Raw genomic sequence first — 19,664 nt, 5'->3', positions numbered from 1 at the left:
GTTTCGGGTTTTCGTGGCACGGGAGATGCAGAGGGTCTTGTTGTTTTGCGTTTGGGTGTTTGCCTGCGCGGCGCTTTCTCGCTGTGTGCCGCGCAGGCAAAAAAACCAGCAAAACCCCAACGCGCGGGCACACCGACAATGCCGCCGCCAAAGGCAAAAAACTACCTTTGTGCGAGCGCTTTAGCTTCCCGTTGGCTCTGCCCGACAAAGAGCTGCCGTGGGCGCCCAATCTTCTGCTCCGGATCGGCAATCATCTCGTTCCACTGCGCAATCCATCCGACGGTCCGAGCCATCGCAAAGATACAGGTAAACATCGCCGTAGGGATGCCCAAAGCCCGCTGCACGATGCCGGAATAAAAATCGACATTCGGATACAGCTTCCGCGACACGAAGTACTCGTCTTCAAGAGCGATCTTCTCGAGCGCCATCGCAAGTTTGAACAGCGGGTCATCATGCAGCCCCAACTCTTCCAGCACTTCGTGGCAAGTCTCACGCATCAGCTTCGCACGAGGATCGTAATTCTTGTACACGCGGTGGCCAAAACCCATCAGCTTCACGCCGGAGTTCTTGTCCTTCACTTTCGCGATGAACTCGGGAATGTTGTCGACCGAGCCGATCTCCTCCAGCATATTCAGCGCAGCTTCATTCGCGCCGCCATGTGCCGGGCCCCACAAGCAAGCGATACCCGCCGCAATACAGGCAAACGGATTCGCACCCGACGACCCTGCCAACCGCACCGTCGAGGTCGAAGCATTCTGCTCATGGTCGGCGTGCAAGATCAGAATGCGATCGAGTGCCCGCACCAGCACGTCGTTGACCTCATATTCCTCCGCCGGATTGGCGAACATCATCCGCATGAAATTCGCGCTATACGACAAGTCGTTCTTCGGATACACGAACGGCTGGCCCACGGTGTACTTATATGCCATCGCCACCAGCGTCGGCAGCTTGGCGATCATGCGAATCGCCGACACGTCACGGTGCAGCGGGTTATTGATGTCCAGCGAGTCGTGATAAAACGCCGACAACGCGCCCACCGCCGCCACCAGAATCGCCATCGGGTGCGCGTCGCGGCGAAAGCCACGGAAGAAGAAATGCATCTGCTCGTGAACCATCGTGTGCTGCGTGACGGTCGTCACGAACGCGTCCTTCTCCTGCGCACTCGGCAGCTCGCCCTTCAGCAACAGATAGCAGGTTTCGAGGAAGTCGGCGCTTTGCGCGAGATTGTCGATCGGGTAGCCGCGATACAGCAGTTCGCCCTTGTCGCCGTCGATATACGTGATCTCTGAATTGCAGGCCGCCGTCGACATGAAGCCCGGGTCGTAGGTGAACTTGCCGGTCTGGCCGTACAGTTTGCGGATGTCGATGACATCCGGCCCGAGCGTGCCCTGGTAAATCGGCAATTCAATTGTCTGGTCGCTGTCGGAAAAGCTCAGCGTCGCGTGTGTCTTCGAATTCATCTACACGTTTCCTTTACTGTCACATCGCACACGTGCCGGCATGCTCGATCGTCGCGCATGCCCAGGCTCCGCTTCGCATTCTACGGTTCGACGCGGCATTGATTGTGCCGATTGGTTGCAACAATCCATCTCGACTGGCGCAACATTCGTTGCCTGAAAAACCTCGTGCAGATGCCGGGCAGAAATGCACTGCACGCACTAACCTGCCTTGCCGGTTCAATGAAAGTTGGTGCGCGCAATGCAACAATGTTTTGCGGCAGCCGAGCAGCACAAGCGCGGCGGCTCTGCGATACTGGATCCGTGTTTTGCTTCCCCTGCAAGCACATCGCTGTCTTTGGCCCGCCGTCCTACGGCGGGCTTTTTTAATCAGCCAGAAGAACAGGAAGGACCAGATGAACGCCTCTCTCGAAACGCTGTTTCCGGATCACGTCCACAACGAAGACAGCATCGTCACCGCGCTGAATCATCAGGACATCGTCGTCGCTCTGTCGGCGGCGCTGAAGACGCAAAACGTCGCGGTGTTGCATATGCTCTATCCGCGTACCGACGCACGCACCCATCACAGTCTCGATGCGCTGGTGAACGTACTGCACGGCCACGGTCTGCATGAAGTGGCGGATCTGCTCGCGCACGAAGCGCACTACCTGCTGTTCAAAGACCCGGTAAAGGCGTGGAAAGCATTCCACGAAATTCGCAACGACTCGCTCGCGATCGGCGTGCATCTGTATTACCACGGCCTCGTTGGCGAAGCGGCGGAACGCGCACTCGACACCGACGCGCATCGCAAAGCTTGAGCTTCGTCGCGTGCCGATCGCCCGCGCGCGCATCGCCGCGCGGAACCGGACGCGCGCTCAGCGTGCGCCCACTGCACGAATGAATTCGTCGACATAGCGATTGAACGCGGCCGGATGCGCGAGGTTCATCCCGTGCGACGCGCCGCGCACCGTTTCGCGGCGCGGGTCCGGCAGCCACGATTGCAGTGCGGTCGCCGTGCGCCGGAACATGTCCGGGCTCTTTTCGCCGTCGATCAGCAGCACCGGGCAGCGTACCTCGGCGGCATCCTCGGGTACGTACGCGGGCAACGGATCGCGGAACTGGCGCGCGAGCGTGTGCGCGTTGTCGGTCGCCATCCTGCGAAAGCCCGGCGTGCTCATCGCCCAGAAGCCGGGACGGCTCACCGAATCGACGAACAACTGCAAGCCGGCATCCACCTCGCCTGCTTCGATCAGTTGCGCGGCTTTGGCGCGCAACGCGTTGACTGTTTCCGGCAAACGCGCGGGTGGCCGCCCGGCGATCTGCAACGGGCCGCCGGGATCGGCCAGCGTCAAGGTGCGCACCTGTTCGGGATGGCGCCGCGCGAAATGATAGGCCACGCAGCCGCCACGCGAATGCCCCACCACGTGCGCCGGCCCTGCGCCGAAACGTTCGATGAACCCGGCCACTTCATTCGCATGCGCACTCCAGCTGAACGGCAGGTCCGTCCCGGTATCGGTCGCCGGCCAGTAGTGCGTGAGACTCACCGCGACACAGCGGTAATGCTTCGAAAGTCCGGTGAGTTGCGGCTGCCAATAGCGGTAATCGCACAGCGAACCGTGCACGAACAGCAGCAGTTCGCCCGCGCCGGCTTCGACGTAAGGCATGCGCAAGCCGCTTTGCAGTTCGACAAAGGATGGAGACGAGGCGGAAACAGGCTGATTCACAGGTGGATTCACGGACGGCGCGGCAACGCCCGCATTCAGCGGCGCCGGCTCGAAACAGTCGGGGAAAGGAAAGCGAGCTTGCGTCTCGGCAAATGGGACGCGTCGCGTATTGTCACATAGGCGCCAGATGCGCGCCGAAGCTTACGTCGTACGGCGCGCGATGCGCGGGACGTCACTCTCGCGGCACGTCACTCGTACGTGCGTTCATCCAGCAAACCGGCCGCCGCCGCCGCGGCCGCGCCGCGCACCGCGCAAGTCAGCGGTTCGTCGGCGACGCGGACATCCAGGCCCAGTTCGTTGGTCAACCGCCGGCCAAGATTGCCGAGCAGCGCACCGCCGCCAGTCAGCACAATGCCGCTATGCGCGATATCGGTCACCAGCTCGGCCGGCGCCGTTTCAAGCGCGCGCTTCACCGCGCCGATCACCTGACGCAGCGGGCCGTCGATCGCATCGGCGATATCGTGGTTGCTCAACTGAACCGTGCGCGGCAGCCCGTCGTCGGCGCTGCGCCCGGTCGCGTTCATCAGCTCCATCGGCACGTCGCGCACGGCCGAACCGATGCTCTTCTTGACGTGTTCTGCCGTTTGCTCGCCGAGCAGCACGCCGTACAGATTGCGCACGTAATTGACGATCGCCGTGTCGAAGCTGTCGCCGCCGACGCGAATCGAGCCGCTATACGCCATGCCGCCCAGCGCGATCACGCCGACTTCGGTGGTGCCGCCGCCGATATCGACCACCATCGAACCAGTCGCCTCCGACACCGACAGGCCCGCGCCGACCGCCGACGCCAGCGATTCGCCGATCAGACTCACCTTCCACGCGCCGGCCGCCACCGCGGCTTCCTTGATCGCGCGACGCTCGACCTGGGTCGCGCCCGCCGGCACGCACAGCGTGAAAGCGGCGCGGCGGCTGAACAGCGGCCGCGGGCGCGCCATGTCGACGAATTGCCGGATCATGTGCTCGGCGGCCGAGAAATTGGCGATGACGCCGTGCCGCATCGGCCGCACTGCCACGAGATTGCGCGGCGCCCGGCCGAGCATTTGCCGCGCTTCGGTGCCGACCGCGGCAACGCGCTTTTGTCCGGCGGCAGGCTGTTTCTCGAAACAGACGACCGACGGCTGATTCAGCACGATGCCGCCATCGTCGGTATGGATCAGGGTGTTGGCCGTGCCGAGGTCCACCGCCACGGCAGGACGGAACAGGCGATCGAAAAGCGGGTAATACGGCGTCGGTCTGGCCATAGGAAGGCTCTGGGTATGTCGTTATCCGCCCTTACCACCGGGCAGTCTGGAAAATGCGCCCCCGGTCACCCGTGCCGCGTGGTTCGCCCTGACGGGCGCTGCGCGGTCCGCGCGGCGGGGGTGATTCTCATGCTAATGAGCAGTTAACGGCAAGCAGATCAAATTCTTTAGGCCGATTTTTCAATCAGGGCCGTGTCAGTCTCGCGACAACGGCCCTAGCGCGCTCGCCAGCGCTTCGCGGCCGAGCTCGACGCCGTCGGCGTTAATCGTATGGCCAATGCCGGGCAGCACGTAGGCGTCGACGGTGTGGCCGGCAGCGCTGAAGGCATCGGCGGCATGTTCGAGCGCCCGCACCGGGATCACTTCATCTTCTTCGCCATGCACCAGCGTGAGCGGCGTGCCGTTTGGCGCGACGATCGCCGAGGCGAGCCGCCCCGAATACGCGACGACGACGGCAGCGCCTTGCGCGCTGGTCGCCACGTGATGCATCGACATGATCGAGCCTTGCGAGAACCCCACCAGTGCAAGCCGGCTGAAATCCAGCTGCCAGTGCGCCAGTTCGGTTTCGAGCATACGCCGCAGCGCGGGATAGGCCGCGGCGACGCGCGCCTCGCGGTTGGCCTCGTCGACCTCGCGCAGACTGAACCACTGACGGCCGCCGAAACCGCCGTCGAATGCCTCGCTGCCGTCGAGCGACGCGAAGGCGGCGTCCGGCAAGGATTCGCTCCAGATGTCCGCGAGCGGCATCAGATCGCGCGCATTGCTGCCGACGCCGTGCAGCAGCACCACCAATGCCTTGGCAGGCGCATTGGCCGGCGCGCGCCGCCAACCGTGTTCGAATTGCTCCCAGGCCATATCCGTTTCCTTCCTCTCCGTGCTCTCGGTTCGTGTTTCTGCACGCGCGGCAAACCGCACGGCAACGTGTTGCTTCTGCCGCGAGGATACGCTGCCGGATTGCTTTCTGCCTAGCGTTGGCGGCCATGCCTGCTCGCGCCGACCACCTCAAAATGTGAATGCAGGTATGCTTTTGCGAGCGGTGAATGAACCATCCGTAGCTTTTTCCGTCCGGAGAATTGATTGAGCCAGCCCACTTCCGCGCCAGCCGCCGCGCCACCGGCCCCGCCACCGCCGTTAAAAGGCGGTCAACTGGTTCTGGCAACCATCGCCGTCGCGCTCGCCACCTTCATGAACGTGCTCGACACGTCGATCGCGAACGTCGCGATCCCGACCATTTCGGGCAATCTCGGCGTCTCGGTCGATGAAGGCACGTGGGTCATCACGGTATTCGCCGCCGCCAACGCGGTGTCGATTCCGCTGACCGGCTGGCTCACGCAACGCTTCGGCCAGGTGAAGCTGTTCGTCGGCGCGATTCTGATGTTCGTGCTGGCTTCGTGGCTGTGCGGCATTGCGCCGACGCTGCCGATCCTGCTGGTCGCGCGGGTCTTCCAGGGCGCCGTGGCCGGCCCGCTGATTCCGCTGTCGCAAGCGATTCTGCTCGGCTCCTATCCGAAGGAGAAAGCGTCGACCGCACTCGCTTTATGGGCCATGACGGCGACCGTCGGCCCGATTGCCGGGCCTGCGCTCGGCGGCTGGATCACGGATAGTTACAGCTGGTCGTGGATCTTCTACATCAACATTCCGGTCGGTATTTTCGCGGCCGGCGTCACGTGGATGATCTACCGCACCCGCGAATCCGCCATCAGAAAACCGCCGATCGACGTGGTCGGTCTCGGCTTGCTGATTACCTGGGTCGCCTCGTTGCAGATCATGCTCGACAAGGGCAAGGACCTTGACTGGTTCTCGTCGCCCATGATCGTGATGCTGGGCATCACGGCGCTCATCAGCTTTGCGTTTTTCCTCGTGTGGGAGCTGACCGAGGAGAATCCGATCGTCGATTTGCGGCTCTTCGGGCAGCGTAACTTCCTCGGCGGCACGATTGCGATTTCGGTCGCCTATGGCGTGTTCTTCGGCAACCTGGTGCTACTGCCGCAATGGATGCAGGAGTATCTGAACTACCGCTCGGTGGATGCCGGGCTGGTGACCGCGCCGCTCGGCATCTTCGCGGTGCTGCTCGCGCCGGTGATGGGCCGCGTGCTGCCGCGCTCCGACGCGCGCGTCATCGCCACGCTGGCGTTTATCGGCTTCGCGATCGTGTTCTATATGCGCTCGAAGTACGTGATCGAAATCGACACGTGGCACCTCGTGTTACCCACGCTGCTGCAAGGCATTCCGATGGCGCTGTTCTTCGTGCCGCTGACGTCGATCATTCTGTCCGGTCAGCCGCCTAACCGGATTCCGGCGGCGGCGGGTCTGTCGAATTTCGTGCGGGTATTTTGCGGCGCGGTGGGCACCTCGATCGCCGGCAACGAGTGGAACAACCGCACGGTGCTGCATCACGAGCGGCTCACCGAACGCGCCACCGTCGATAACCCGCTGTTCAATCAGCAGATCGATTCGACCCAGTCGCTGCTCCATCTGAATACGCAATCGGCGCATGCACTGTTCGACTTCACCGTGAACACGCAGGCCGCGATGATGGGTTTGAACGACATCTTTTATGTATCGGCGATCATTTTCGTTCTGATCATTCCGCTGATCTGGATTACGCGGCCGGCCAAAGGCGGCGGAGGCTCGGATGCGGCGGGCGCGCACTGAGCGTGGCACGTAGGGTGGTGCTTCGAATGTGCGAAACGGTGCGTTTTGTGCGACTGTTTTCGTGCGACTGCTGTTGCGCAGCTACTTCTGCGCAACAGCCTCAGCGGAAGTAGCGTGCCGGCGTGTCGCCGAACGCCTCGCGGAACACTGCGATAAACGACGACACATCGCTGTAGCCGACTTCCTGCGCCACCTGCGTGACACTGGCGCCCGCGCCCAGGCGCTCCAGCGCAACGAGCAACCGCAATTGCTGGCGCCACTGGCCGAAGGTCTGCCCGGTCTCCTTGGCGAAGAGGCGCGCCGCAGTGCGAGCGGTGACGCCGGCGGACGCCGCCAGATCATCGAGCACCGCCTGCTCCGCCGGGTTGGCGTTCAGCGCATCGGCGATCCGCTGGATGCGCGGATCGCGTGGCCAGTGGACCGCCAGCGGCGCGGCGGGCAAGCCCGGCAGCCGGTCCAGCAGCACCTGTATGAGGCGCGTGGACTGCGCATCGAGCGGTTGGTCCGTCGGTAAATCGGCCACCGCCATCAGCAAGGCTTCCACCAGCCGGTCGAGTACAACCGCGCCGCCCTGTTCCGCCAGCGGCGCGGCATCCGCATCGGCATACAGTGAGTAGAGCCGCACCGGCTCGGCCGCGGTCAGACGATGCAACACGTTCGCCATCATCCAGACCGCATGGCCCGGCGGCACGACCCACCGTCCGGTTTCGGTGCGCACGGTCAGCACGCCTTCGTTCGCATGAATCAGACGCGCGCGCCGATACGCGTGCCACGGCTCGTCCAGCGCGTCGTACCGCTCCTCGACCACGAATACCGAACGCTCGAAGCCGTCCGGTTCGAAGACTTCCATCATGGATGTCCGTTTTGCCCGGTTGCAGTTGGAAAGGCAGCAAGATTAGCATAGCCGCCGCCGCGCAGTGTTCAAGCCCCGCGGCGCGGCGCCGGACAAACAATTCGCTTCGGGTTGCCAGTAAAATCGCGGCTTCAACGCGCCGAGCCCAATGAACTACTCATCCATCCTCGAACAGATTCATCGCGATCTCCAGCCTTATCTGGGCACCGGCAAAGTCGCCGATTACATTCCGGAACTGGCGAAAATCCCGCCCGACAGCTTCGGCATGGCGATCGTCACGAACTCGGGCGAAGTGTTTCGCACCGGCGCCGCCGACACGCGTTTTTCCATTCAGAGCATCTCCAAGCTGTTCGCCTGCACGATGGCGTTCCGGCTGCTCGGCGACGCGTTGTGGCAGCGCGTCGGGCGTGAGCCATCCGGTACCGCCTTCAATTCGCTGGTCCAGCTCGAAGCCGAACAGGGCAAGCCGCGCAACCCGTTCATCAATGCCGGCGCGCTGGTCGTCACCGACGTGCTGTGTCGCCGTTTCGTGCAAGCCGAGACCGCACTGGTCGAATTCATGCGGCGTCTAACCGGCGAAACCAGCATTGACTACGATTCGCGTGTCGCCCAGTCCGAATTGCAGCACGCCCACCGCAACCGGGCGATGGCGCACTTCATGGCGAGCTTCGGCAACATGGAAATGCCGCCGCAAGTGGTGGTAGACGCTTATTGCCGGCAGTGCGCGATTTCGATGAGCTGTGTCGAACTGGCGAAAGCGGCGCTGTTTTTGAGCAACCACGGTATCGTGCCCGCCACCGGCGAACGGATTCTCGACACCAGTTCCGCCAAGCGGCTGTCGGCGCTGATGCTGACTTGCGGCACTTACGATGCGGCGGGCGATTTCGTCTATCGGGTCGGCTTGCCGGCGAAAAGCGGCGTGGGCGGCGGGATCGTCGCCGTGCTGCCGGGAGAGATGGCCGTGTGCGTGTGGTCGCCGGGGCTCGATAGCAACGGCAACTCGCTGGCTGGCGTGCTGGCGCTTGAGTGGCTGACTACCTATACGGGGCAGTCGATTTTTTGATAGCACTCCCGCAGACACCCCAAAAAGTTTGGGGCATCCGTATTTGCTGGTTGATGCCGGGGTTCTCTGTCGCACCGGAAAAATTGCGGCGCACTAACCGTGCGCCGCTCGGCGGACGCATTTCGGACCCGAAGCGGTCCTTCGCGTCCCAGCCGTGGATACATAGGATCTAAACGACAGCAGACGACCATGTCCTGGTTGCGGACCGCTGCTTTCCGGGCCCGATGGCGAGGGATCAGGTACGCGACAGCCTCCCTGCTCCAGCGGTCGTCAGCCGTCAGTCGAGACCGTAACAGCCTCCCAGTCACGGATCTCATTTTCGAACGCGGACAACTTGTCCCTCACGAGCCCGAGTGCATCGCTACCAAGCAAAAGATGCGTGGGAGGGCGGTCCGCGGCGATTGCGGCGAGCATCGCGCATGCCGCCTTTTGGGGATATCCCAATTGCTTGCCGCTCTTCTCCTCTCGAGTTTTGCGGATGGGGTTGAAGATATGGTCGTAATCCACAATCGAACGGGGCGTTCGCGTCATCGAGCGACCCGCCCAGTCGGTGCGGAACGAGCCTGGCGCGACGGCTGTTACGGCAATGCCGAGAGGCTTGACCTCTTTGCCAAGCGCCTCAGAAATACCCTCCAGCGCGAATTTGCTTCCGCAGTAGTAGGTGATTCCTGGCATGGTGATATGGCCACCCATCGACGTGATATTCAGAATGTGGCCACGTCTACGTTCACGCATGAAGGGCAGGACGGCTTTCATCATGGCGACAGTGCCAATGACCCCGGCATCGTGATCGTTTGTCAGGGTCGCAAGCGAGGTTATTTCGGCGACCAACTCTATCTGTACGACGAACATCACTACCTGGCCGTGTCCGTGCCCGTTCCGTTCAGCATGGAAACCGAGGCAACCCCGGAGCGCCCGCTGCTCGCGCTGTACCTTTACCTCGATTTCACATTGGCCGCTGAACTGGCCGTACAGATCGATCATGAAGGCGCAACGGAACACGTGCAGGCGCCTCAGGGCATGATGTCGACGCCGATGGATGACGCGATGCAGGCGTCCGTGTTGCGCTTCCTTGAGGCGATGCATCGGCCGCTCGAAGCTGCTGTATTGGGCCCGGGGCTGCTGCGCGAACTTTATTTCCGTGTGCTCACCGGAAAGCAAGGAAGCTCGATGCGTGAGGCTTTGGCGATGAGAGGGCAGTTCGGCCGGATAGGCAGATCGCTACGCCTCATCCATGCTCGCTACGCGCAGCCGCTGGACGTGATGCTGTTGGCAGAGGAAGCGGGAATGAGCCTTCCGAGCTTCCACAGCCACTTCAAGGCAATCACACACGTTTCGCCGATGCAGTACGTGAAGTCAACGCGTTTGCATCAGGCTCGCCTGTTGATGGTCCGCGAGGATTTGACTGCGGAGGCCGCGAGCCTCGCAGTGGGTTACACGAGCGCGTCCCAGTTCAGCAGAGAGTTCAAGCGGCTTTTTGGCTTGACGCCAGCGGCGGAGACGAAGCGTATGCGCGAGAGCTTCGCCATTCCGGCAGCGTTCGGCGATGCGCCGTACGTTTCGTCACACTGAGTTTGGCACGCTTCGTTTTGACGGCAGGCACGGTCAATCGCGTCTGCAGAAACCGGCCGGCTACCGACATTCGCTTGCTGGCAACGAATGTCCGCGGTTCTACCGCAATTCGGACGTTCTCCATCGGCAAAAGGACACCCGCTCGTCGGCCGTTGCGGCCCTACAAGCCGCGAGCAGGTGATCCAGCTTTAACGCCTTCCTCCACCGATCAGATACCAAGCCATGCGTGCGAGCGTATCCAGTAGGGGGCGATGAGCGCTCCACACCTTCCGACCAGCTACATCCCATGTATCAGGACGTGCGCCAACACGCGCAGCTCCTGGAACTGGGTCGCCAACTCGAAACTAAGCACGAACGCGGCGCCATAAAACAAGCCGGGATAGCGCTGCGCGAATGCCAGCATCGGTGCGGCGATGCGCGTGCGTATCGCCCTGGCGCTCATCACGTATGTGATGCCGATGCCGAGCGCCGCACCGGCCAGCACGTCCGTCGGGTAGTGCACGCCGAGATAGATACGCGGCAGACCGATCAGCACCACCGCGTGCAATAGCGCGTAGATCCCCACGGGCCGCGAGGCGAGGAAAATACCCATAGCGACCGCGCACCAGAGCATGGCGTGATCGCTCGGAAACGAACTCCACGTGCGAAGCACCGGCTCGTCCACGTTGGCCTCAGGAAAGAACGCACGCAATGCCGGTTCATACATCGGCCGCAGGCGAAACGGCAGGTACTGCGCAAGCAGGCGGCCGGCCGCCAGCGCGATGAGGCCGCCCGCGATGGCGATCACGACGAGTTCGCGCTGGTGTCGCCGGGCGGCCTCGCCGTCAGGTCCTTCCGCACGTTCGCGCCTGAACCAGACCCACCACAGCAGTGCAACCAACACCACGCCCTTCGGCAAGTACGCGTTCACGACCGCTTCGACTACGTGGGTGAAGCCTTGAGAGTGAATGGCCACTTTATTTATGGACGCGATGGCCCACGTATCGATGACGTTCATTTGTCTCTGCTCCCCTATGTGCGGCAATCGACATAACTTCATTTGGCCGCAGCCGCTGTCACGCCGCCGCATCACAAGCATCGCTAGTGCCCGGCTACGCGGCGAAGCGCTCGACGGCCGGCAACGACAATAATCGTATTGACATGAAGATATGGTATGTGCGCTGGCGCGTGTAGTGTCCCAGCTAATTGTCGGCAGCGATGTGTTTCAGTAAGCCGCTCGCTGCGACGCAGAACGTTTCGGTGCGGATAAGAGCAGGCGGCGACCGTCTGCGTCTATATTCGAGCCCGATCAAGGAGGGACGGATCATGAGCAAGGCAACCAGCACATTAATCGCGGCCGTCGCCGCACTCGCGCTGTCGGGTGGCGCTTATGCGCAGGAGGCCGGAGGCTCAAGCGGCACCGGTTCGTCAGGCAGCACGGCCAGCCCGACGAACCAGGTGAACGGTGCAACGGGCGGCTACGGCACGCCAGGCGCCACCAACTCGGACAGCGGCATGGCCGCCGGGTCGCCGAACTCGGGCCTGCCGAGTAGCACGAACAGCACCTCGACGTCTGGCACCAGCGCTCCCAAGAGCAACAACACGCTGGCGACCCCGAGCGTAGTATCGCCGGCCGCCGGCCAATAACCTCCGTTAAAGATGACAACCAGCTGCGAATAAACGCAAGCATTCGCCATCCGTCGCATGAAAGGCCGCTGCCCTCACGGACAGCGGTCCTTTGTTTCTCCCCAGCCTCTTCCTGGCGGCGGGTTGCGGCACGCCGACTGGTTGCATGCCCGTAGGGTGACCGAATAACCGTGCAGAACGAAACCGCACGCGCTGGCCGGAGCCCCCTTTTATGAGCAGCCGTTTAGTCCCGCAACCCGAAGGAGACAGTCGCGACCGTACAAAGCGGCCGTGCACTGCGCTTCGACGTTAGCGGTTTCCTTCAGGGTGAACACTCAAAGGGTTTCCTTCAGGGTGAACACTCAAAGCTTCCCGAATTCGGCCTCAAAGGTCATAGCGCGCCGACGTACTCGCCGCGTGCCGGGTAATCGTGCTCGATCGTGAAATCAAGAGCCTGCAGGAGTTCCTTGAAATTGGGTCGCACGAACGGCATCGACTGCACCGAAAGATAGTAGATTGTCTGGTCCGGACGAAGCAGAAACAGGCCTGGCTCGGAGAACAGTTCGGGCTCGACGATCCCGATGGATGTCTTGCCTCGAGACGTTGAGATGTAAAGCCCCCATTTACGAGCTTCGGACAACGGCAGTCCATAGCCGATGCGCAAGTTGCTGGCTGCGATCTTCTTCTGCATCTCTCGCGCGCGAGGTTCGCTATCAGTACTGATGGCAATCGTCGTGACCCCTCGTTCAGCGAATTCGTGCGTCAGCCGTTCCAACTCTTTTAGATACATTGCGCAGATTGGGCAATGAAGGCCTCGATAAAAGCAGACCAGAGTCATTCTCCCAGGCGCTTCAGAGGCGAGATCGAACGAACCGTGGTCCAAGGTCTCAACAACAAGCGCGGGAGCCATTTGACGGGGAATAAGCATTGCGCAACTCCTTTCGTGACCGATGATTCGCGCCAGTTGACGCGGTGGTTTAACTCTCGCATACTTTTTGGCATGAAAAATCCCAAAGGCATGATCGAAAGTCCAGCCTCGTCGAACAGAGTGGATCGCCTGTCGGCCTTTTTCCGAGCATTCGATTTGTCGGTTTGCATGTCGGATTGCCCTGCGCCGGGTGCCGATGCACGCATCATTGTCCTGGGCGACTCGCGACAGTCGGCAAAGCGGCTGGTTCTCTGCACGGGCTCTCCGGAAAGCCCGGCGGCAGAGGACAACGCGCTCGTCGCAGCCTCGGTAAACTTCGGCGGGCCGTTAAATCCGCTTATCGCTGCATTGCCGGGACAGGTCACCGTCGATTTGAATGAGTTCCCAACTCTGCGTGCGATCACCGACGCGTTCGTGGAAGAAGCGTTGAATGCGCGTTGTGGGCAAAGCGCGGCGTTGGGCCGTCTGTGCGAGGTCATGTTGCTAATGATCTTGCGGCAAGTGATCGATGGCGGTGCGACAACACCGGGACTGCTCGCCGGACTCTCCCATCCGGCGCTTCATCGCGCGTTGGTTGCGATACACGAGGCGCCGGATCGGCCTTGGCGCGTGGAAGACCTCGCGTCCGTCGCGGGCATGTCGCGCAGCCAATTTATGGCCTCGTTTCGCCAGACCGTAGGAACAACGCCGAGTACGTATCTCACGGCGTGGCGTCTTATGCTCGCCCGCCGCGCACTGGCCAACGGCGGAAAAATCAAGGCGATCGCGCAGCGTGTTGGTTTCGGCAGTGCGTCTGCGTTTTCGCGCGCGTACTTGCGAGCGTTCGGATACCCACCGATAGTGACGCGCCAGAGTTAGCTGTGCGTAGCGCACAAACGCATCGACTCTTTGGCCGTGTTCGGGCTCGCCCCAGCTAAAGTATCTGCGTCTGTTGCCGATATGCAGTGTGAGCGCCGACCCATCAAGGCTGCCATGGTTATGCAATTGACTCGACCGCGATGAAAATTCCACGGGTTTGCCATCGAATGCGCCATTAGTCTGCCGAAAGCCGCCCAATCCACGCCGAACCTGAAAAGTGAACCCCAAGTGCGACAAACTGAGTTTGCCTCCTTGCTATCCGTCTCGGCCTTTTTCATTCTTTTCTCGTTGAGCGGTTGCCATCAGCGGGACCACGCTTCCTCGGGCACGAGCGCGCCGACCACTACCACTATTACCGCCTTGATCTGGGCTCCTGACTGGCCGGAGGAAATGCTTCAAATTGGTGCCGAATTCAGCAAGCTAAATCCGGACATCCACGTGGATGTGCAGTTTATGATTGGCAATTCGGTCGAAGAAAATATCAAGCCGCGGATCGCCTCGGGCAACTTGCCCGATCTGGTGAGTATCAACCCGAATGCCTATGGGGCCGAGCTGGCCGATCAAGGGCTCCTGGCCGATGTTGGCAAGACATCCGCCTGGAACAACATGCTCGACCCTCTCAAGAAGGACTGGACCAGTCGCCAATCCAGGCACTTTGGAATAGCGGGGGGAGTGGCTACGACCTTGATCTATTACAACCAGGAGATGTTCGCGAAGGCGGGGATCAAGGAACTGCCGACCAATTTCAACGAATTCCTGGCGGTTTGCGTACAGCTCAAACGTGCGGGCTTTACGCCAGTAATGTGGAACGGCGGCTTCCTGAATATGCTTGGCAACGGCCCCTTCAGTTCAGGCTTTGCTAACAATGTGGTTGCGCGCGAGCCAGACTGGAAGCACAAGATCAGCGATGGCACGCTCGATTTGAACACCCCGCAGGTAGCGGATATTTTTGCCAAGATTATGCGGATGCCGGAACGTGGTTTCGTACAGGAATCGTTCATGACGACAGGCTACGACGATGGCATACGGCTATTCAAGGAGGGCAAGGTCGCGATGGCTTTTCACGGCAGTTGGGCAGCCGGTCTATTGCTGCACGGCAATCCCTTCAAAGTTGGCGTGTTCATCCCGCCTTGGAACGCGCCAGGCGAGCAGGTGGTGCCCGTGATCGGCAGCGAAACCGGGTTTGCTGTGTCTGAGACGCCCAACAAGGCCGCGGCGATGCGCTTTCTCGAGTTTATCGCCGGGCAGGGGTTTTCTATTCTCCAAATAAAGCGCCAGAACATTCCCCCATTCAAGCAGGTCCCGGGGACGGTGGTGAGAGATCAGAAGATCGTTGACTACACAAACATAGTCAGTCGCTATGCTGTGACCGGCAGCCCGTACTATTCGTTTCTACCCTCCAACTCCATCGAGCGCGTGCATCGATTAATGCAGGACGTGCTGTTCAGGAAAATCACGCCCAGGCAGGCGGCAAAACTCCTGGACGAGTCTGTTAAGAATGAAGCGAAGATGCACTACAAATGAATTCACTGATCGGTTGGCTGCGAAGCGCATTCGCCTACTTCTCGTTGGATCTGCTGCGCCGTGTCGAGATTCGCTACCGGCTGATAACCGCGTTCATTCTGCTCTCGCTGATACCGATACTTATTTCCGGCTACATATCGTATGTGGAGTCGACCGCAGCGATCAAGCAGAAGGCGGAGATATTCTCGAAAGAGGTGGTCAAACAGGTATCCAAAAACATCTCGTTGCGGATGGAGCAGATCGAGACGGAGAGCAGCCTTCTGGTGCTCTCTGATCGCGTTCAAGACGCGCTGACCCGCGTCGCGGACGGCAATGAAAAGGAGCAGAGTGAGGCTCGCCAGGATATGACCCGACTCCTCCTGGAGCACTACGGCGCGGTTGATTTCATCAACCAGAAATATCTGCTCGACAAGAACAACCGGATCATGGACACCCAGGCGTTCGCACAACTTACGCGGGGTGTGGTGCGCCTGGTCCAGCAGGCTCCCGATCGCAATGGCCGACCTTACTGGGGTAGCTACGACAACGGAGCAGGTCAACAAAACCTCGGGATGGTGCGCGCAATCATCGGCAAGAGCAACAATCGGCAGATCGGCAATCTGGTTCTAGTGATTCGCCCCGAACATTTCTCGGCGATTTTTGATGACGTCGCCGTGGGAAGCGGAACCGAGATCTACGTACTTGACGCCAGCAACGACAAGCTGATTCTTCGTGCCGACGGTACGTCCGTGACCACCGACGGCAGGGCCGAACCCGGCCTGATCGAAAAGATCGCAAACGCCAATCCACACAGCGAGCCGAGTGGCTTCGTCGACTTCGATGGCAAGAGCGGCGGCCGATATCTTGCCGCGTACACAGGCATTGCCGGCACGACATGGTTTGTGGTAAGTACGATCCCCGAGAAGAAGCTGACGGCGGAGGCACAGTCCGTACGCAACCAGATCATACTGGTGGGCATCTCGGGGTTTCTGCTTTCGATCTTCCTCGCCAACTTTATTTCATACAGCATCTCCGCACCGCTCAAAGAACTGGTGCGAAAGATGCACGACACCGGCAGCGATGCGGGCGCCGAGGTGGAGGCGCCGGTGGAGGCGCGCAGTGACATTCGCGTTAAGGATGAACTGGGCAGATTGGCGCAGAGGTTCGAACGAATGAGTGCGGCGATCAAGCAGAAAATCCAGAAGATCAACGAGATCAACGCCTCCCTCGAGCAGACCGTCATCGAGCGAACGGCGGAGCTCGTCACCAGGGAGCAGGAATCGCGCACGTTGATCGAGAACTCACCTGACACGATCACGCGCTACGACCGGGAGCTCCGACGCATCTACGCCAATCCCGCTTTCTGTGCCTCGGCGGGCCGCAGCCTCCGCGAATCGCTCGGCAAGCGACCCTCAGAGGTCCCGGGCGGTGCTAACACGCTGGCCTACGAGAAGAAGATCAGCGAAACCATTACAACCGGGAAAAGTCGCCAACTTGAACTGAGATGGCTCAGTAAGGACGGACAGGAACAATGCAGTCATATCCGGCTCACGCCAGAGATCGACGCGTCGGGTAAGGTGAACTCCGTGTTGGCGGTCGGTCGTGATTTGTCGGACCGGATGGTATTCGAGGCAACGATTTGGAAACAGGCCAATTTCGATGCGCTGACCCATCTCCCGAATCGACAGATGTTTCATGACCGTCTCAACCATGAAGCCGGCGTGTCGGATCGCTCTGGACGGCCGATGGCCTTGATGCTGATCGACCTGGACCGCTTCAAAGAGGTCAACGACTCGCTCGGACACGATACTGGCGACATTCTGCTGATCGAGGCCGCGAGACGCATCACCTCGTGTGTGCGTGAATTCGACACGGTCGCCCGTCTTGGCGGTGACGAGTTCACGGTCATTCTGCCCGAGCTGGACGACACCGGGAGCATCGAACAGATCGCGAAGACGGTCATCGCCAAGCTGGCTGAACCCTTCAAGCTCGGCCCGGACGAGGCGTTCATTTCTGCGAGTGTCGGCGTCACGCTTTACCCTGACGACGCCAGCGAACTGGATGCCCTCTTCAAGAATGCCGACCAGGCCATGTACGCGGCCAAAGCCGCTGGGCGTAACCGTTTCAACTACTTCACGCCCGAGTTGCAAGTGGCAGCAGAAAAGCGCCGACGTCTCACGAACGATCTACGTGCTGCCCTGCATGCAGAACAGTTCCGCGTCTATTACCAGCCTATCGTCGATCTGGCGACTGGCGAAATTTACAAAGCCGAAGCGCTGATTCGCTGGCTGCACCCCGAACGCGGCATGATCAGTCCGTTGGATTTCATCGCATTGGCCGAAGACACGGGGCTCATCGTTCCTATCGGCGATTGGGTGTTCAAACAGGCCGTGCGCCAGGCGAGTCAATGGCGCTGGCGATTCCATCCGTCGTTTCAGATCAGTGTCAACATTTCACCCGTGCAGATTCGTCAAGACAATCTGGTTTGTATCCAATGGTCCGAATTCCTCATTCGGGAAGGGATGCCTAGACAAAGCGTGGCAATTGAAATAACCGAAGGCCTGCTACTGGATACCGAATTGAACGAGAAGTTGCTAAGTTTCCGTGATGCGGGAATTGGGATTTCGATCGACGACTTTGGGACCGGTTACTCGTCCTTAGCCTATCTGAAGCGCTTCGATATCGATTATCTCAAGATCGACCGTTCATTCGTACAGAACCTCGGCTTTGACGGCGGCAATCAGGCGCTTTGCGAGGCAATGGTCATGCTTGCTCACAAGTTGGGATTGAAAGTTATCGCCGAGGGGGTCGAAACAACGGACCAGCGCGATTTTCTCGCCGCCGTGGGTTGTGACTTTGCGCAAGGCTTTTTGTATTCCGAGCCGGTTCCGTCTGATCAATTTGAGGAACGGGTGTGGCCGGCAACCAGGGAGATGGCCAGGAGGTGCGCGACGTGTCGTGAGCTATCGCCGGACAACGGTCAACATCGCGAATTGAATGGCCGCCTCCTGGGTGGAACCGACGCCTGAATGTCCGAGCGACGGGGCGGGCGAAGGTCGATATTCGCAAGCTCTCGATCGCCCCCCTCGCCTCAGCACATTGGCGGTGCATCTTCCTAATGGTGAGCCCTCGCTTTGGCCGCTGCATTGATGCCCCCGCGATAAATGTCCGCGCATGAGTTGCCAGATCCAGGCTGTCGTCCCACAGGTTCCGCCAGATCGCCAGTGCGTTGGACAATTGCTCGTTCACGACGGTCGAGGAAAAGCTCTCGAACGTGATCACACCCTGGTAGTCAATCATCGCAAGCGCATGAAAGAACTGCGCAAACTCGATGGTGCCCGAGCCCAGATAGCCCCGGTTGCTTTCCCCGATATGGACGTAGCCAAGACGTTTTCCGCATGCCAGAACCGGCTGCATAAAGTCGGACTCCTCAATGTTCATGTGATAGGTATCGAGGTGCACGACGACGTTCGGCGCACCGACCTCGTCCAGCATGGCGAGCGCTTGCGACGCCGTGTTGAGCAGATTGCTCTCGTAACGATTCACCCCGAAGCGGCGCCGGATTTCCCGGTTTCGGGTAGGCCGTACTGGATTCGAACCAGTGACCAACGGATTAAAAGTCCGCTGCTCTACCAGCTGAGCTAACGGCCCGATAGAGAAAACAAAGTCACAATGCCCTTCCGGAATTTCGCGCCATGGTTTGCCTTGACATGGTCGGGCAGCGGCTGCAATGCACATGAATGTGCCCCATGGTGGCGTCCGCATGGACGCCACCACCACCCCGTTTCGTCGAAATTGAAACCAGCCAGGCTCAACCGGTTTTGACCTCGACACGTCGTGGCCGCGCTTCATCACGACGCGGTATCGTCAGCTTCAGCACCCCGTCCTGCAAGCTGGCGTCAATCTTCGACGTGTCGAAATCGGCACTCAGCAGAAACGTGCGCGCGAAATGCGGTTCGCGAACCTCCGCATGCTGCAGCCGCAGATTTGCCGGCGTCGGCACGACCGCCTCTGCCTCGATCGAGAGACTGCTGTCGTGGATTTTCACGTCGAGCTTGTCCCTCGTTACGCCGGGCAGATCAGCCCACAGGGTGACGCCTTGACTGTCTTCGTACACGTCGACGGCCGGTACGATCGTTGTTCTGCGCACGGACTGGGTGTTATCGCGGCGCCCGACTGCGTTCCGGTCGCGTTCAGTGAGTTGAGTAGTGTCGCTCATGATCGGC

Annotated in this window: 17 protein-coding genes, 1 tRNA gene and 2 pseudogenes; 9 read left to right on the top strand and 11 right to left on the bottom strand. The window is 60.6% G+C overall.

Annotation, left to right across the window (positions count from 1 at the left end):
• Positions 1 to 161: 161 nt before the first annotated feature.
• Positions 162 to 1,460 carry a citrate synthase gene (gene gltA, locus SB772_RS21485; RefSeq protein WP_410835216.1) on the bottom strand — a complete coding sequence of 433 codons (1,299 nt, stop codon included), beginning with the start codon at positions 1,458 to 1,460 and terminating at the stop codon, positions 162 to 164.
• Between the two features lie 392 nt (positions 1,461 to 1,852).
• On the opposite strand from gltA, the gene SB772_RS21480 reads away from it, so the two are divergent.
• Positions 1,853 to 2,254: a hypothetical protein gene (locus SB772_RS21480; RefSeq protein WP_410835215.1), complete on the top strand. Its 402-nt coding sequence runs from the start codon at positions 1,853 to 1,855 to the stop codon at positions 2,252 to 2,254.
• A gap of 57 nt (positions 2,255 to 2,311) precedes the next feature.
• Here SB772_RS21480 and SB772_RS21475 read toward each other — a convergent pair whose 3' ends face one another.
• The 3 genes from SB772_RS21475 to SB772_RS21465 form a co-directional block, all read right to left on the bottom strand.
• Complete coding sequence (locus tag SB772_RS21475) at positions 2,312 to 3,100, bottom strand: alpha/beta fold hydrolase (protein ID WP_410835351.1); 789 nt, start codon at positions 3,098 to 3,100, stop codon at positions 2,312 to 2,314.
• A 248-nt stretch (positions 3,101 to 3,348) separates the two neighbouring features.
• Complete coding sequence (locus SB772_RS21470) at positions 3,349 to 4,401, bottom strand: rod shape-determining protein (protein ID WP_410835214.1); 1,053 nt, start codon at positions 4,399 to 4,401, stop codon at positions 3,349 to 3,351.
• 195 nt (positions 4,402 to 4,596) lie between these two features.
• On the bottom strand, positions 4,597 to 5,256 hold the full coding sequence (locus tag SB772_RS21465; RefSeq protein WP_410835213.1) for an alpha/beta hydrolase: 660 nt from the start codon (positions 5,254 to 5,256) through the stop codon (positions 4,597 to 4,599).
• A 222-nt stretch (positions 5,257 to 5,478) separates the two neighbouring features.
• Here SB772_RS21465 and SB772_RS21460 point away from each other — a divergent pair, with 222 nt between their 5' ends.
• Positions 5,479 to 7,056, top strand: a complete 1,578-nt coding sequence (locus SB772_RS21460; RefSeq protein WP_410835212.1) for a DHA2 family efflux MFS transporter permease subunit — start codon at positions 5,479 to 5,481, stop codon at positions 7,054 to 7,056.
• Positions 7,057 to 7,156: 100 nt separating this feature from the next.
• Here SB772_RS21460 and SB772_RS21455 read toward each other — a convergent pair whose 3' ends face one another.
• Positions 7,157 to 7,909 carry an AraC family transcriptional regulator gene (locus SB772_RS21455; protein WP_410835211.1) on the bottom strand — a complete coding sequence of 251 codons (753 nt, stop codon included), beginning with the start codon at positions 7,907 to 7,909 and terminating at the stop codon, positions 7,157 to 7,159.
• A gap of 148 nt (positions 7,910 to 8,057) precedes the next feature.
• On the opposite strand from SB772_RS21455, the gene SB772_RS21450 reads away from it, so the two are divergent.
• Positions 8,058 to 8,972: a glutaminase gene (locus SB772_RS21450; protein WP_410835210.1), complete on the top strand. Its 915-nt coding sequence runs from the start codon at positions 8,058 to 8,060 to the stop codon at positions 8,970 to 8,972.
• Positions 8,973 to 9,242: 270 nt separating this feature from the next.
• Here SB772_RS21450 and SB772_RS21445 read toward each other — a convergent pair whose 3' ends face one another.
• A complete protein-coding gene (locus tag SB772_RS21445) occupies positions 9,243 to 9,917 on the bottom strand; it encodes an SDR family NAD(P)-dependent oxidoreductase (RefSeq protein ID WP_410835350.1) in 675 nt (224 codons plus the stop codon).
• On the opposite strand from SB772_RS21445, the pseudogene SB772_RS21440 reads away from it, so the two are divergent.
• A pseudogene (locus SB772_RS21440) lies at positions 9,798 to 10,079 on the top strand (AraC family transcriptional regulator); the annotation flags it as partial. The gene SB772_RS21445 and the pseudogene SB772_RS21440 sit on opposite strands and share 120 nt — an antisense overlap.
• A complete protein-coding gene (locus SB772_RS21435) occupies positions 10,053 to 10,544 on the top strand; it encodes a helix-turn-helix domain-containing protein (protein WP_410835349.1) in 492 nt (163 codons plus the stop codon). The pseudogene SB772_RS21440 and the gene SB772_RS21435, both read left to right, overlap by 27 nt.
• 277 nt (positions 10,545 to 10,821) lie before the next feature.
• On the opposite strand, the gene SB772_RS21430 is transcribed toward SB772_RS21435, so the two are convergent.
• Positions 10,822 to 11,541: a phosphatase PAP2 family protein gene (locus SB772_RS21430; protein WP_410835209.1), complete on the bottom strand. Its 720-nt coding sequence runs from the start codon at positions 11,539 to 11,541 to the stop codon at positions 10,822 to 10,824.
• Positions 11,542 to 11,849: 308 nt separating this feature from the next.
• Here SB772_RS21430 and SB772_RS21425 point away from each other — a divergent pair, with 308 nt between their 5' ends.
• A complete protein-coding gene (locus tag SB772_RS21425) occupies positions 11,850 to 12,170 on the top strand; it encodes a hypothetical protein (protein ID WP_410835208.1) in 321 nt (106 codons plus the stop codon).
• Positions 12,171 to 12,540: 370 nt separating this feature from the next.
• Here the strand turns inward: SB772_RS21425 and SB772_RS21420 are convergent, their stop codons facing one another.
• Positions 12,541 to 13,077 (bottom strand): peroxiredoxin-like family protein, encoded by a 537-nt coding sequence (locus SB772_RS21420; RefSeq protein ID WP_410835207.1) that lies wholly within the window; start codon positions 13,075 to 13,077, stop codon positions 12,541 to 12,543.
• Positions 13,078 to 13,092: 15 nt separating this feature from the next.
• Between SB772_RS21420 and SB772_RS21415 the strand changes: the two genes are divergently transcribed.
• From SB772_RS21415 to SB772_RS21405, 3 genes are all read left to right on the top strand, one after another.
• Positions 13,093 to 13,935: an AraC family transcriptional regulator gene (locus SB772_RS21415; protein ID WP_410835206.1), complete on the top strand. Its 843-nt coding sequence runs from the start codon at positions 13,093 to 13,095 to the stop codon at positions 13,933 to 13,935.
• A gap of 228 nt (positions 13,936 to 14,163) precedes the next feature.
• Positions 14,164 to 15,459, top strand: coding sequence for an ABC transporter substrate-binding protein (locus SB772_RS21410; protein ID WP_410835205.1), 1,296 nt, complete (start codon positions 14,164 to 14,166; stop codon positions 15,457 to 15,459).
• Entirely contained in the window at positions 15,456 to 18,467 is a 3,012-nt protein-coding gene (locus SB772_RS21405; RefSeq protein ID WP_410835204.1) for an EAL domain-containing protein, read from the top strand. Before SB772_RS21410 ends, SB772_RS21405 begins: the two co-directional genes overlap by 4 nt.
• A gap of 211 nt (positions 18,468 to 18,678) precedes the next feature.
• On the opposite strand, the pseudogene SB772_RS21400 reads toward SB772_RS21405, so the two are convergent.
• The 3 genes and pseudogenes from SB772_RS21400 to SB772_RS21390 form a co-directional block, all read right to left on the bottom strand.
• Positions 18,679 to 18,984: pseudogene (locus SB772_RS21400) on the bottom strand (TIM barrel protein); the annotation flags it as partial.
• A 32-nt stretch (positions 18,985 to 19,016) separates the two neighbouring features.
• Positions 19,017 to 19,089: transfer RNA gene (locus SB772_RS21395), tRNA-Lys, on the bottom strand.
• Positions 19,090 to 19,249: 160 nt separating this feature from the next.
• Positions 19,250 to 19,657: an Hsp20/alpha crystallin family protein gene (locus SB772_RS21390; protein WP_410835203.1), complete on the bottom strand. Its 408-nt coding sequence runs from the start codon at positions 19,655 to 19,657 to the stop codon at positions 19,250 to 19,252.
• Between the last annotated feature and the right edge of the window lie 7 nt (positions 19,658 to 19,664).

This window comes from Paraburkholderia sp. SIMBA_030 (assembly GCF_046535245.1).
Classification (GTDB): domain Bacteria; phylum Pseudomonadota; class Gammaproteobacteria; order Burkholderiales; family Burkholderiaceae; genus Paraburkholderia.
Note: the sequence above shows the minus strand (reverse complement) of the source record. Positions and strands in the feature narration are given on the sequence as shown.

What these genes read in the sequence shown, in the direction of transcription:
- gltA (WP_410835216.1), bottom strand. Translation starts at nt 1,460, where the DNA reads ATGAATTCGAAGACACACGCGACGCTGAGCTTTTCCGACAGCGACCAG.
- SB772_RS21480 (WP_410835215.1), top strand. Translation starts at nt 1,853, where the DNA reads ATGAACGCCTCTCTCGAAACGCTGTTTCCGGATCACGTCCACAACGAA.
- SB772_RS21475 (WP_410835351.1), bottom strand. Translation starts at nt 3,100, where the DNA reads ATGCCTTACGTCGAAGCCGGCGCGGGCGAACTGCTGCTGTTCGTGCAC.
- SB772_RS21470 (WP_410835214.1), bottom strand. Translation starts at nt 4,401, where the DNA reads ATGGCCAGACCGACGCCGTATTACCCGCTTTTCGATCGCCTGTTCCGT.
- SB772_RS21465 (WP_410835213.1), bottom strand. Translation starts at nt 5,256, where the DNA reads ATGGCCTGGGAGCAATTCGAACACGGTTGGCGGCGCGCGCCGGCCAAT.
- SB772_RS21455 (WP_410835211.1), bottom strand. Translation starts at nt 7,909, where the DNA reads ATGATGGAAGTCTTCGAACCGGACGGCTTCGAGCGTTCGGTATTCGTG.
- SB772_RS21450 (WP_410835210.1), top strand. Translation starts at nt 8,058, where the DNA reads ATGAACTACTCATCCATCCTCGAACAGATTCATCGCGATCTCCAGCCT.
- SB772_RS21435 (WP_410835349.1), top strand. Translation starts at nt 10,053, where the DNA reads ATGCATCGGCCGCTCGAAGCTGCTGTATTGGGCCCGGGGCTGCTGCGC.
- SB772_RS21430 (WP_410835209.1), bottom strand. Translation starts at nt 11,541, where the DNA reads ATGAACGTCATCGATACGTGGGCCATCGCGTCCATAAATAAAGTGGCC.
- SB772_RS21425 (WP_410835208.1), top strand. Translation starts at nt 11,850, where the DNA reads ATGAGCAAGGCAACCAGCACATTAATCGCGGCCGTCGCCGCACTCGCG.
- SB772_RS21420 (WP_410835207.1), bottom strand. Translation starts at nt 13,077, where the DNA reads ATGCTTATTCCCCGTCAAATGGCTCCCGCGCTTGTTGTTGAGACCTTG.
- SB772_RS21405 (WP_410835204.1), top strand. Translation starts at nt 15,456, where the DNA reads ATGAATTCACTGATCGGTTGGCTGCGAAGCGCATTCGCCTACTTCTCG.
- SB772_RS21390 (WP_410835203.1), bottom strand. Translation starts at nt 19,657, where the DNA reads ATGAGCGACACTACTCAACTCACTGAACGCGACCGGAACGCAGTCGGG.